The organism is Desulfobacter curvatus DSM 3379 (assembly GCF_000373985.1).
In the GTDB taxonomy this organism is placed as follows: domain Bacteria; phylum Desulfobacterota; class Desulfobacteria; order Desulfobacterales; family Desulfobacteraceae; genus Desulfobacter; species Desulfobacter curvatus.
Window position 1 is genome coordinate 18,639 of sequence record NZ_KB892957.1, and the last position, 13,975, is coordinate 32,613.

General features: G+C 50.4%; 7 protein-coding genes. 5 read left to right on the forward strand and 2 right to left on the reverse strand.

The features are described from left to right. Window positions 1-59 precede the first annotated feature (59 nt). Window positions 60-755, forward strand: coding sequence for a response regulator (locus B147_RS0105735; RefSeq protein ID WP_020586277.1), 696 nt, complete (start codon window positions 60-62; stop codon window positions 753-755). A 16-nt stretch (window positions 756-771) separates the two neighbouring features. Continuing rightward, window positions 772-2,157, forward strand: coding sequence for a HAMP domain-containing sensor histidine kinase (locus B147_RS0105740; RefSeq protein ID WP_020586278.1), 1,386 nt, complete (start codon window positions 772-774; stop codon window positions 2,155-2,157). A 7-nt stretch (window positions 2,158-2,164) separates the two neighbouring features. Here B147_RS0105740 and asd read toward each other — a convergent pair whose 3' ends face one another. Then, entirely contained in the window at window positions 2,165-3,271 is a 1,107-nt protein-coding gene (gene asd / locus B147_RS0105745) for an aspartate-semialdehyde dehydrogenase (protein ID WP_020586279.1), read from the reverse strand. 313 nt (window positions 3,272-3,584) lie between these two features. On the opposite strand from asd, the gene B147_RS0105750 reads away from it, so the two are divergent. From B147_RS0105750 to B147_RS0105760, 3 genes are all read left to right on the forward strand, one after another. Beyond that, window positions 3,585-7,916: an amylo-alpha-1,6-glucosidase gene (locus B147_RS0105750; RefSeq protein ID WP_020586280.1), complete on the forward strand. Its 4,332-nt coding sequence runs from the start codon at window positions 3,585-3,587 to the stop codon at window positions 7,914-7,916. A gap of 111 nt (window positions 7,917-8,027) precedes the next feature. Next, complete coding sequence (locus B147_RS0105755) at window positions 8,028-9,530, forward strand: glycogen synthase (protein ID WP_026259533.1); 1,503 nt, start codon at window positions 8,028-8,030, stop codon at window positions 9,528-9,530. Further along, on the forward strand, window positions 9,451-11,520 hold the full coding sequence (locus B147_RS0105760; protein WP_245568935.1) for an alpha amylase C-terminal domain-containing protein: 2,070 nt from the start codon (window positions 9,451-9,453) through the stop codon (window positions 11,518-11,520). The genes B147_RS0105755 and B147_RS0105760 overlap by 80 nt, the downstream gene beginning before the upstream one ends. A gap of 2 nt (window positions 11,521-11,522) precedes the next feature. Here the strand turns inward: B147_RS0105760 and B147_RS0105765 are convergent, their stop codons facing one another. Then, a complete protein-coding gene (locus B147_RS0105765) occupies window positions 11,523-13,961 on the reverse strand; it encodes a glycogen/starch/alpha-glucan phosphorylase (RefSeq protein ID WP_020586283.1) in 2,439 nt (812 codons plus the stop codon). Window positions 13,962-13,975 lie beyond the last annotated feature (14 nt).

The following is a 13,975-nucleotide window of genomic DNA, read 5'->3' on the forward strand; positions in this document are numbered from 1 at the left end:
CTCAGCGTGTAAAAAAACCGCAAAATCAATTATGAAGTGGAACGAAAGGAAAAAAAATCATGTCACAAACAGTTTTAATCGTAGACGATGATGCAAGACTCATTGATCTTTTGACCGAGTATTTGAAGGAAAATGAATTTTTAACCCATTCCGTCATGGTGGGCGCCGACGCCCTTGATGCCATACAGGATAAGCAGCCGGATATTGTTATTCTGGATATTATGTTGCCGGATACCAATGGTTTGGAAGTGCTAAAGCAAATCCGGGCCAAACATACCATACCGGTCATCATGCTTACGGCTAAAGGCGATGACACGGACAGAATTGTGGGCCTGGAGCTGGGGGCGGACGATTATTTGCCCAAACCCTTTAATCCCAGGGAGCTTCTTGCCAGAATCCGGGCCATTCTCCGGCGCCAGGACAGGGCAGTCCCCGAGTCCGATACCGTGATTATCCGGGCTGGGGATCTGGAATTGAACCGGTCCACACGGACCTTGATTTCCAAGGGCGAAAACGTGCCCTTATCCACCACGGAATTCAATGTCCTGGAAGTATTGATGAAACACCCGAACACAGTGCTCAGCCGGGAGCAGATCACAAACATGGCCCAGGGTCGAAGCTTCATGGCTGATGACCGCAGCGTGGATATTCATGTTTCCAAACTAAGGGGAAAAATCGAAAAAACCCCATCTTCTCCGGTGCGGATCAAAACAATATGGGGCACAGGATACATGTTTATCAATACTGATTCATAACCAAAGTGCCCAAACTATGATAACCAAGCGTCTTTACCTGAAAATTCTTTGCGCTTTTCTGGGTATTCTGCTGATTAACATGCTGCTGACCATCGGTCTGTTCATGGTGACTGCCGGGCGTTCATATAAATCCTACATAGACCGGCAGACCATTATCAAGCTCAAATTATTTAAAGTCATGGTACAAAATGAGGCGGACCGGCATAGAAACCTTCCGGCAGAAAAAAATCCCGATTTTGTCCGGCTTTTGGACACCTGCACACAAATATTCGGCATCAAACTCTGGTTGACCGAACCCGGGGGCCATATTATATGGCAAAGTTTTGAGGGGTCGGTGGATTTTCTGTCTGACAAGGTCCATATACATGTCGATCACGACAGCGGGATCACAGTTTACCATTATATGCTTAAATGGGAAAAATACTATGCCATCATACCCATCAGCTACCGGAGCCAAGGATTGCACATTCACCTTTTTGTAGACACCGGGAAAGCCACCCACTATGAAAAGCTGTTCTTAATTGGATTTCTTGTCGTCGGTATTACCACCACCTTGATGCTGATCCCCATGATTTCGTACATCACCCGCCGGATAAACCGGCTTAATCAGTCTGCCCTTGAATTTGCAGAAGGGAATTTGTCTGTGAGAACGGATATCAAAGGCCATGATGAAATTGCCAAACTTGGGGATACATTCAATCTGATGGCAGACCGCTTGGAACGGCTGGTCGGCAATACCAAGGAACTGACGGCCAATGTGTCCCATGAATTGCGATCTCCCCTTGCGCGCCTGAGGGTTTCCAAGGAACTTATCCTAGACAAACTGGAACACCAGGGTTTTTCAGATGATGCCGTCATGCGGTTGTTGAACAACATGGAATCAGATATCGGAGATCTTGACACCCTGATTGCAGAAGCGCTGGCCCTTTCCAAGATGAATTATCAGGAATCGGCCCTGGCACCTGAGACGTTCAGGTTTTGCGATTTCATCAAATCCATGCTGGATGCATATCATCCGCTATTGAGCAATAACGGCCTGGCCCTTGACCTTAACATCCGGGACTTTGGCAAGGCCCGCCAGGATAAAGCATTGGTAAAATCGGTTTTTTCCAATCTCATGGACAATGCCATAAAATATTCCCCACCCGGCAATTCCATCCGTGTTTCTGCCGGAACGGTCTCTCCCAAGGGCCTTGAATTTTCAATCACCAATACCTGTGCACCGATGAGTCAAAAGGATCTTGATCGCCTGTTCAATCCGTTTTTCCGTATTCCCGGGCAAAAAGCATCGGGAACAGGACTTGGACTTGCCATTGCAAAAAAACAGGTCCTGCGCTGCAAAGGCAACATCCATGCAGAACACACCGGCCGAACAATTTGCCTGACCGTTTCCCTGCCCTAATTTTTCTTTAAAGAATGATATTTAAAATTCGCCGCAAGGGTTCGGCCGCGCCCCAAAGCAACTGATCACCCACGGAGAATGCGGTGAGAAAATTTTCTCCGATATTCATTTTCCGGATTCTGCCCACAGGTACGTTCAGTGTACCTGTCACCGCAGCGGGCGTCAGGTCTCTGATGGAGTCTTCCTTATTGTTGGGTATCACCCGGACCCAGTCATTATTGGCCGACAGGGCGGCATTGATCTCGTCTAAAGGGACATCCTTTTTCAACTTGATGGTGAAGGCCTGGGAATGGCAACGCATGGATCCGATGCGGATGCACTGGCCGTCAATGGGGATGGGATTGTCCGAGCGGCCCAAAATTTTATTGGTTTCCACAAAGCCTTTCCACTCCTCCCGGGTCTGGCCGTTCTCCATGGCCCGGTCAATCCATGGGATCAGGCTTGCACCCAAGGGAACGCCCCAGTTTTCAACAGGATAGGCATCGGAGCGCAAGGTGTCGGTAACCTTTCGGTCAAGATCAAGAATCGCTGAGGCAGGATCATCCAGAATCAGGGCGGCATTATCACCAATGGTTCTCATCTGTGCCACAAGCTCTCTCATGTTTTTGGCACCGGCGCCGGAAGCGGCCTGGTAGGTCATGGAGGTCAGCCACTCCACCCAGTCATTTTCAAAAAGCCCGCCTAAAGCCATCAGCATCAATGATACCGTGCAGTTGCCTCCGATAAAATTCTTAATTCCCTGGGATATTGCCTTTTCAATGACCGGCATGTTGACCGGATCAAGAACAATAATGCTTTGTTCATCCATTCTCAGGGTGGATGCCGCATCAATCCAGTACCCCTCCCAGCCACGCTCGGTCAGTTTGGGACGTACGGCTTCGGTATAAGACCCACCCTGACAGGTCACCACAATATCCATGTCCATGAGTGCGTCAATATTGAAAGCGTCAATGAGTTCCGAGGTCCCCTGCCCCACATCAGGGGCAGTCTGTCCGGCCTGGGACGTGGTGAAAAAAACCGGTGTAAATTTTTGAAAATCATTCTGTGCAGACATTCTTTCCATGAGCACGGAACCCACCATGCCCCGCCAACCAATTATTCCGACTTTTTTCATACCCACCATCCTTTCAGCTGCTCAGCTACAAGTATGTAATTTAAAATTTGAGACTTACTGCATAGCTGCTTTTTTAAAAAAAAGCCAGAGTCAGATAAAAAAAGCTGCGAAATCAACACGTGCTAAAACGCCATGCATCTGAAGAAAAAAATCCCATCGCGTTTGCAGGAAACCGCGCAATACCGTGCATATCAGGACGACAAAACTTTGTTTTTCTTTTTATTTACTCTTTGGAATTATATGATATAATTCAATTTAAAAATTTTGCGTTTATTGCCCTATTTTTTTAAGCCCAACTTCCTAAGGCGGGACTATGGTCACAAAGAATCAGGAAATATTTTTGCTCGCCCAGAGTCCGTCCCCGGGAACGGCCCGGATTTTATTCTGCGGGGATGTTGTCGATTTCAAGCTTAGTGTATCCCCTGACAGCCCCGGCCGTGCCTTTGTCAGAACCAACCTGGGCAATGCGGATACAATCCGCAGGGAAATCATCCGCCGGGTGGAAAAAAACGAAATCAAACTGGGCGAGGCCTGGTACGACCTGCCCATGAAAGAAGAAGGAGATGGAAATTTTTCCATCCACCTGCCCCTGCACCAGGCCGGATCGTTCCAGGCAAAATGTTTTTTTCTTCCCCAAGACAGTGATGTCCCGGTATGGCCCGAAGGGGAAAACACCCAAATCTGTGTTGAACCGGCCGGGAGCTGCTGTGCCAATATCATTTATAACGCGTTTGTGCGGCAGTTTGGCGCCACCAAGGACGCAACGTTCCAGCCCCCGAATCTGGATTCCGTGATCAACAAGCTGGATGACCAGGGATTCACGGTGATTCCCAAATCCGGAAAATTCAGGGATCTAAAGGAACAGTTGAACTTTATCTTTTCCAGGATGGGCTGCCGGGCGCTTCACCTTTTGCCCATTCATCCAACGCCCACCACCTATGCCCGGATGGGCCGGTTTGGAAGTCCCTATGCAGCCCTGGATTTTTCGGATGTGGACCCGGCTCTGGCCCAGTTTGACCCGGCAGCCACCCCCCTTGAACAATTTATGGAACTGGTGGATGCCGTGCATGATCACGACGGCTATCTGATCCTTGATATTGCCATCAACCATACCGGATGGGCTGCCCATCTTCATGAATCCCATCCCGAGTGGCTGGACCGAGAGGATGACGGCAAAATCCGCATGCCCGGTGCCTGGGGGGTTGTATGGGCGGATCTGACCAAGCTGGATTACCGGCACACGGATCTGTGGCAGTACATGGCTGATATCTTTCTACTCTGGTGCCGCCGGGGTGTGGACGGATTCAGGTGCGATGCCGGGTACATGATCCCGGAACGGGCCTGGGAGTATATTATCGTTAAGGTCAGAAGCCAGTACCCCAACACGATTTTTTTCCTTGAAGGATTGGGAGGGTCACCGGATGCAACCCGCAACCTGCTCCAGCGTGCAAATTTTAACTGGGCCTATTCCGAACTTTTCCAGGAATACTCCCTTGAGCAAATATCCAGGTACATTCCCCAGGCCATAGACCTTTCCAATACCTGCGGCCACTTAATCCATTTTGCGGAAACCCATGACAATGACCGCCTGGCCAAAGTGTCTCACACCTATGCAAAAATGAGGACCGGCCTTTGCGCGCTTTTCAGTATCTGCGGGGGATTCGGATTTGCCAATGGCGTGGAATGGTTTGCCAAGGAAAAAATAAATGTCCACAACTCCCCGGGCCTGAACTGGGGGAGCCCTGAAAATCAGGTGGATTATATCACCCGGCTTCATCTTCTTTTACGGGAACACCCTGCTTTTTTCAGCCGGGCCCAATTGAAATTCATCCATGAAAAAAAGAGCCAGGCACTGGCACTGCTAAGATTCAACCCCCGTCAAAATGCCCGGGTGCTGGTGCTGATCAACCTGGACTGCGACAGTCAGGCCATGGCGGTGTGGCCGGCCGGCGCGGAAGGCAATGTTGCTTTTCCATGGACCGACCTGATTTCAGGCAACACTGTTCAGGCAGAAAACAGAAACGGAAAATACCGTATTCTTCTGAAACCGGGTGCAGTGCTGGCTTTAAGTCCTGAAAAGGATGATCTGAACCTGCTTGAGCGCCAGCCGTCCGGCAATCTGTCCATGCCGGGCAGGGTTTTGATGCAGAAACAAAGAGCATTGGCCCTTGAGGTGATCACGGCAGTGAAGGGCTACACGAATATAGCCGACCTGGATGTGAACCAGGCCGCCATGGACCTGGCCCGGAATCCTGAAACCTTTATCCGCGAACTCTACCCGGACAAGCGGCCCAGCCGTACTATCCTGTTTAATGCCCACAAGGATGTCAATCGCAGAGTAATGGTTCCCCCGGGTTTTTTCCTGTTGGTCCGATGCAACCGGCATTTCAGGGTTCGGCTTGAGGAAGCAGGGCCGGACAAACAGTGTTTGGGATTCTATGAAAGCCTGCCCATAGAAGGGGGAGGCGGATATCAGGCCATTTTCATGCCCATGGAAATAAAGGACTATCACAGGGACTGCCGGCTCAAACTGCGCATATCCGGCCCCCAAGGAACTAAACTAATTACCGGAAATATCCGGTATCTGCCCCCTTTTGAGACCCTTAACCTGCGTTTCTCCTTTACCCGCCGGGAGATTGTCACAGACCCGTCCATCAAGCAGTTGTCCACTACCAACCTGGGTGCAATGATGCGGGCAGGAGCAAATTTCAGCCACCTGGAGAGCCGTTATGATGCCCTTTTGGGCGCCAACTTGAATCCCAGTCTGCCCGAAAACCGGTGGATGCTTTTATCCCGGTTCAAGATCTGGGGTGTATTCCAGGGTTATTCCAGGGAACTTGGGCTGGATTGCCTGGATGCCTTCTGGGCCTCCCATGACCAGGGCGGGAAATGGCGGTTCAGGGTCCCTTCATCCGAAGGCAGATATTATGTCATAGATCTGTTCCTGGAGATGGACCGAAAAACCAACACCGTGACCCTGACCCTGCACCGGGAAACCGCACCGGCGAATAATCCCCGGCGCCTTCAGTCCCAACGCGACGTCACGCTTATCATCCGTCCCGACATTGAAGACAGAAGTTTCCATGACACGGTTAAGGCCTTTAGCGGGCCTGAACAGCAATGGCCATCCCGGATTTCGGCATTTGAAAACGGATTTTTCTTTCATTCTAAAACAGGGCAGATCCTTCGGCTGTCAAGCAGCCGGGATACATTTTTATCGAAACCGGAATGGCAATACATGGTCCACAGAAATGTTGAAGCCACCCGGGGCCTGGATGCCGATTCTGATCTGTTCAGTCCGGGCTATTTCGACATCAATGTCAAGGGAGGAGACACAGTTCGCCTGATAGCCTGTGTCATTGATGAAGAGAAAATGCCTGAACCTGAAGACGATAAAAAGATCTCTTTGCCTGGTCCTTTTCATTCGACCGTGCCGTTTTTTCAGGCAGCCCAGACAAGCCTTGACGCATTCATCGTGGACCGGGGAGAGGAAAAAAGCGTAGTAGCAGGATATCCATGGTTCCTGGACTGGGGAAGGGACAGCCTGATCTTCTGCCGTTCCCTGATTGAGCTTGACCGGACCCGGGATGCCATGGACATACTCTCCCTTTTTGGAAAATTTGAAAAAAACGGCACCCTGCCCAATATGATATGCTGTGACGATGCAAGGAACATTGAGACGTCAGATGCGCCCCTGTGGTTTTTTGCCTGCTGCCGGCAACTGACCCAAAGCTTAGGCAAAGAGGCGGTACTCACCCAAAAGATCGGACAGCGCACCATGATCCAGGTGCTCAAAGACATGGCATCATCCATGATCAACGGCACACCCACCGGTGTCAAGGCAGATCCGGAATCCATGCTGCTCTATAGCCCGGCCCATTTTACCTGGATGGATACCAATTTCCCGGCAGGTACCCCCCGCCAGGGATATCCCATTGAGATCCAGGCGTTGTGGTGTCATGCCCTTCAATTTTTATCCCAGGTTGATGATGTGGACCCACACGCGCCATGGCAAAAACATGCAGACACGGTTAAACGCAACATCGTGGATCTGTTCTGGCGCGAAAACGATGGGTTTTTCAGCGATTGTCTGCACTGCAACGAACCGGTTGACGCCGGACATGCGATTCCTGATGATGCCCTGCGGCCCAATCAGTTGCTGCTGATCACTTTAGGGGTCATTGACGACCCAAAAATCATGGCCCGGGTGGTGGAAACTTGCCGGGAGCTCTTGGTACCGGGTGCCATCAGAAGCCTTGCGGACCGACCCCTTACCATACCGTTGTTCATTGAACGAGAGGGCCGGCACCTGGTAAATCCCAATGCACCCTATGCAGGGTATTACCAGGGGGATGAGGACACCCAAAGGAAACCAGCCTACCACAACGGCACAGCCTGGACATGGCAGTTTCCGGTATTTTGCGAAGCCTGGGCCACAGCCTTTGGCCCCACGGGTATTCCAGCGGCCCTGGCATGGCTGGGCAGTTCACTGCCATTGATGCGCACAGGCGCGGCAGGTTTTGTACCTGAAATTCTTGACGGCAATTTCCCGCACACCCCCAGGGGATGTGATGCCCAGGCTTGGGGCTGCAGTGAAATTGCCAGGGTTGTTCATAAGCTAACCCGGATTCAGAATAAATATTAACCGTTTCAGTATAAAAAATGCTATATCATTCAAAGTTAATTGTTTGGGACCAGTCAGCCCATTATGGACAGAACCGGCAGCACTCCGAAAACCAGAAAATGGGAGGTGGTTATGCCCCATAGGCCAAGAATTCTTATTGTAACCCCGGAAGTCACTTATCTGCCCGAGGGTATCAGCCCCGGTTCCGATGATTACTCCGCCAAGGCCGGCGGTCTGGCAGATGTGTCGGCAGCACTGATCTCCGCGTTATACGATTTAAACTGCGATGTTCATGTAGCCATCCCCGACTACAGATCCATATATCATGGCGATAACGAACCCAGGCACCACAGGCAGGTTGAAAAAATACGCCAGCGCCTGCATGAAGAACGGATTCATTTTGCCACGGACCGGGTGTTCCTTTACAAAGACGGTGTTTATTCCGGCTATTCGGATAAAGATCTCAAGGTGTCCCTGGCGTTTCAGCGGGAAGTGATCAACCACATTATCCCAAGGGTGAAACCGGACATTATCCACTGCAACGATTGGATGACCGGACTGATTCCAGCCATGGCCAGACGATATGAGATCCCGTGCCTGTTCTCAATTCACAACATTCATACCATGACCTCCACTATGGCAGAAATTGAGGACAGGGGTATTGATGCGGCAGCCTTCTGGCAGTGGCTCTACTTCAAATATCCGCCCTTTAACTACGAGGAGAGCCGGGATACCAACCGGGTGGATTTTCTGGTATCAGGGGTCTTTTCCGCCCATTATGTGAACACGGTAAGTCCCTCCTTTTTGCGTGAAATTGTTGAAAACCGCCACTCATTTGTGGAACCTGAACTTAGGGAAGAGCTGACCCACAAATGGGAGGCCGGATGCGCCACAGGAATTTTAAATGCGCCTGAACCCGAATTCAATCCCGCCGTGGATGAGATGGTCCAATTCAATTACGGACCCAAAAACCACCGTGCCCAAAAAAAGCAAAATAAAATTTTCCTGCAGAAATCCGTGGGTCTTGAAATAGACCCCAATGCACCTCTATTTTTCTGGCCCTCCCGCCTGGACCCAGTGCAAAAAGGGTGTACGCTTCTGTCAGCAATCATGTATGATATTATTTCCCGTTACTGGGAGACAGGCATTCAGATTGTATCCGTGGCAGATGGGGCATGTCAGAAACACTTCCACGATATTGTCAATTTCCATGGTCTGCACCGGCGAATCAGTATCTGGGGGTTCAACGAACATTTATCCCACCAGGCGTTTGCCGCCAGTGATTTTATCCTCATGCCCTCTTCCTTTGAGCCGTGCGGCCTGCCCCAGATGATTGGAGGAATATACGGCAGCCTGCCCATTGTATTTGATACAGGCGGCTTGCATGATACGGTCAAACAACTGGATGTCAATCATTCAACGGGAAATGGATTTATTTTCAACGTCCACGATGCCCAGGGCCTGAATTGGGCCGTGGACCGTGCCATGGAATTTTTCCTTTTGGACCCGGACGAAAAAGAAATTCAGATCCGTAGAATCATGACTGAGTCGGTACTTGAATTCAACCACAGCCGTTGTGCTGAAAGCTATATTGAACTATATGAAAAAATGCTCCAAAGACCCTTTTTGGTCTGATCCTTCATGGACAAATGATCCGTACCTGTCACCGTTTAAACCCATTATCCGGGCACGGTTTGAAAAAGCCCTGGCTAAAACGGAAACGCTGAAAAACAAAAAATCCTGGGCTAACATGGCAAACTACCATGATTTTTTTGGCCTGCACAAAGATAAAAAAGGCTGGGTGTTCAGGGAATGGGCACCCAATGCGACGGCCATGTTTATCCTCACACCGGCCAACAACTGGAAAAAATCTTCGGCCTGGGAAGTAAAAGGGCCTGACCCCGACGGCATATTTGAGGCCCGGTTCCCTGATGACTTTTTCTGCCATGAACAGCTTTACCGGCTAAAGGTAATTTGGAACGGCGGAGAAGGCGACCGTATCCCCACGGCGGCCACCCGGGCCATCCAGGACAGCGCCACCTATATTTTCAATGCCCAGGTCTGGGCACCGGACCGGCCATACCAGTGGCAGGCAGCCCCCCCCAACCTGTCCACAGATCCTCTTTTGATCTATGAAGCCCATGCAGGCATGGCTTTAGAAGAAGGCAGGGTCGGTACCTGGCGGGAGTTTGCCGATCATATCCTGCCCAAGGTCATTGACGCGGGGTACAATACCCTGCAGATGATGGCGGTTCAGGAACACCCTTATTATGGTTCTTTCGGGTACCATGTATCGTCATTTTTTGCCCCCTCTTCCCGGTTCGGCACCCCGGATGATTTCAAGTACCTGGTAGACAGCGCACATCAGGCCGGCATCCGTGTGCTCATGGATATTGTACACTCACACAGCGTGAAAAATGAAGTGGAGGGGCTGTCGCGGTTTGACGGTTCCATGTACCAGTTTTTCCACGACCAAGGCAGAGGGGATCATACGCTCTGGGATTCCCGGTGTTTTGACTATGGCAAACAGCAGGTATTACATTTCCTGCTCTCCAACCTGAAATATTTTCTTGAACAATTCCGGGTGGATGGATTCCGGTTTGACGGTGTAACCTCCATGCTGTTTGCCGATCACGGATTAGGACGCGCCTTTACAGGATACCAGGATTATTTTGGCGATGATGTGGATGAAGATGCCTTAAGTTATCTTTATGCCGCCAATAACCTGGTTCATGAAATCCGCCCCGATGCGATAACCATTGCAGAAGATGTGAGTGGGTATCCCGGGCTTGCTGCACCAGTGGAATTATGCGGCACAGGCTTTAATTTCAGGTTTGCCATGGGGGTGCCTGATTACTGGATCAAACTGCTCAAGGAGGTCAGGGATGAAGCGTGGCACATGGGAGGTCTGTGGTATGAATTGACCCGGCACAGGGACGAAGAGCGCACCATCAGTTATGTGGAGTGCCATGACCAGGCACTGGTGGGGGATCAGACTATAATGATGAGGCTGATGGGCGGAAAAATCTATGATTCCATGGAAAAGTCCAATACAAGCATCACCACCCAACGGGCCGTGGCCCTTCACAAAATGATCCGCCTTGTCACCCTGGCCTGCGCCCACAAAGGGTATCTCAATTTCATGGGCAACGAGTTCGGCCATCCTGAATGGATTGATTTTCCATCCCCTGCCAATGGATATTCTTACCACTATGCCAGACGCTTGTGGTCCCTGAGGTATGACAAGAATCTGTATTTCCCGGACCTGTTCGCCTTTGACAAGCAGATGATTGCCCTGGCAAAACAAGCGCAATTATTTACATGGGACAGGCCAAGGCTTTTGCACCTCCACGAAGATGACAAAATTCTGGCATTTGAGCGGTCCGGCCTTATTTTTGTGTTCAACTTCCACCCGGAACACTCTTTTACTGACTACCTGATTCATGCGCCGGCAGGCAAGTATGAGATGCCCTTGGATACGGATGAATCCCGGTTCGGCGGATTAGGGCGCCTGAACCCGGACCAGGAACATTTTACCATGCCCCTGGGTGATGTGTCTGAAAACCGCCATGCCCTGAGCCTTTACCTGCCCAATCGCTGCGCCCTGGTACTGGCACATGTCTAACGCTATCCTGGAAAAGAATGAATCCCCCAGATACCGTCCGCATATTCCTGAATCGCCCGGTCACTGGAAAAAAAACCGGTACGGGCGATGTTTTTCAGGGACATGGAGAGCCATTTGGTCCGGTCCTTATAGTCGTTGCCTATCTTTAACTGGGTTGCAACATAAGCCTTAAAATCTGCCAGGTGAAGATAATGTTCCCGGTTGCCCATGAGCTGACTGTAAACAGGTTTGAAAATACCGGGCTCGTCGGAACAGAACCGGCTGGAAAAGATGGCCTTGAGCACCCGTTTCAAGTCCGGATCTTCATCGCAGAAGGTTTTGGGCTCATAATTCGGGCGAAGCGCCTCCACTTCGTCCACAGTGAGGCCGAAAATATAAATATTTTCATTTCCCACCTGGTCTGCGATTTCTATATTGGCCCCATCCAAAGTACCGACGGTCAAGGCGCCGTTCATGGCAAACTTCATATTTCCGGTTCCCGAGGCTTCCATGCCAGCGGTGGAAATCTGCTCGCTGACGTCTGCAGCCGGAATAATCTTTTCCGCCAGGGTTACCCGGTAGTCCGGCAAAAAAACCACCTTGATCATGTCATGGATATCCGGATCCTTATTGACCACATTGGCAACCGAATGGATCAGTTTGATGATCAATTTGGCAAAATGGTACCCCGGAGCGGCCTTACCGGCAAAAATAAAGGTCCGGGGATGACCGATATCCTTGCCGTCCTCCTTGATGGACAGATACAGGTGGATGATATGAATCACATTGAGCAATTGGCGCTTATATTCATGTATCCGCTTGGCCTGGATGTCAAAAATGGAGTTGGGATCCACGGTCAGGAACAATTTCTGTCGGATTAATGCGGCCAACGCCTCTTTGTTAGCCAGCTTGATCTCACCCAGCCGGTCCAGGAATCCCGGATCGTTTTGAAAGGTTTCCAGCTCCCAGATCCGCGATAAATCCCCCACCCACCGCCGTCCGATGGCTTCGGTAATAAACGCTGCAAGGCGGGGATTGCAGGCAGCGATCCAACGCCTGGGGGAGACCCCGTTGGTCTTATTGTTGAATCTGTTCGGCCACAGCTTGTAAAACTCGGGGACAAGTTGCCGTTTGACCAGATTGGAGTGAACCTTTGCCACCCCGTTTACCGAATGGCTGCCGATGATGGCAAGATTGGCCATGCGCACTTGCTTAACATCCCCCTCTTGGATGATGGACATCTTTGCAATGCTTTCAGTTGGCATATCACGATCCCGCACGGTCAAATATTCCAGGAACCGCTGGTTAATTTCATAAATCAACTGCATATGCCGGGGCACCACCCGCTCCAGAATACTCACCGGCCAGGTTTCCAGAGCTTCGGGCAGCAGGGTGTGGTTGGTATATCCAAGTGTCTTTTTAGTAATTTCCCAGGCAGTTTCCCATTGTATGCCTTTTTCATCCACCAGGATACGCATCAGCTCCACCACCGCCAGGGCCGGATGGGTATCGTTAAGCTGAATGGCCACGTTATTATGAAAATCGTCAAAGGAGTCATGGTTCATTTCATACTTGCGAATAATATCCCTTAAGGAACAAGCCACAAGGAAATACTCCTGAACCAGCCGCAGTTCTTTTCCCGACTCTTTGGAATCCGACGGATAGAGAATTTTAGAAATGGTCTCGGATTTTATTTTCCGGCCCACGGCTTTAAAATAATCCCCCTCATTAAAAATATCGATATCAAAATCTTCGGACGCCTCGGCCGTGAACAGCCGCAAATAATTTACGGTACGTCCTTCAAAACCTGCAACCAGGATATCATGGGGCCGGCCAATGAGCAGCGCCCAGTTCGACCATACGGGGTTATACTCTCCGTCCCTGTCCACACTGCCCTCCACCCGGCCGTAAATGGGAACCATGTAGCGCTCTTCTGTTCTGCGGATCAGCCAGGGCGACCTACGGTTGGGCCAGTAATCGGGTTTTTCCTTCTGGTATCCGTTAACGATCAACTGCTTGAACAGACCATAATCATAGTTAATCCCGTACCCGAACCCCGGCATATTCAGGCAGGCCAAAGAATCAAGGAAACAAGCGGCCAAACGCCCAAGCCCCCCGTTGCCCAGGGCCGGATCCCGTTCTTTCTCCACCAGGAATTCCAGATCAATGCCCTTTTTTTCAAGAAATTTTTTACAGCGGTTATAAATACCCAGGTTCAATAAATTATTACTTAGAAGCCGCCCGATAAGAAATTCAAGAGACAGGTAATGCAGGCGTTTGGCGTCATTTTCCTGGTAGCGCTTCTGCGTATCATAACCAATATCGATAAGGTATTTGCCAACAGCATAGGAAACGGCATTCAACTGATCATTTTTCGAGGCGTGCTCAAGTTGCTTGCCCAGAATATACTTAATGTAGTTGGTGAAGGAGATCTCAAAATTTGAAAAATCAAAATAGGACATGTGTTGACTCCATA

Excerpts from the sequence above, each read along its gene's own strand:
- B147_RS0105735 (WP_020586277.1), top strand. The coding sequence starts at position 60 with ATGTCACAAACAGTTTTAATCGTAGACGATGATGCAAGACTCATTGAT.
- B147_RS0105740 (WP_020586278.1), top strand. The coding sequence starts at position 772 with ATGATAACCAAGCGTCTTTACCTGAAAATTCTTTGCGCTTTTCTGGGT.
- asd (WP_020586279.1), bottom strand. The coding sequence starts at position 3,271 with ATGAAAAAAGTCGGAATAATTGGTTGGCGGGGCATGGTGGGTTCCGTG.
- B147_RS0105750 (WP_020586280.1), top strand. The coding sequence starts at position 3,585 with ATGGTCACAAAGAATCAGGAAATATTTTTGCTCGCCCAGAGTCCGTCC.
- B147_RS0105755 (WP_026259533.1), top strand. The coding sequence starts at position 8,028 with ATGCCCCATAGGCCAAGAATTCTTATTGTAACCCCGGAAGTCACTTAT.
- B147_RS0105765 (WP_020586283.1), bottom strand. The coding sequence starts at position 13,961 with ATGTCCTATTTTGATTTTTCAAATTTTGAGATCTCCTTCACCAACTAC.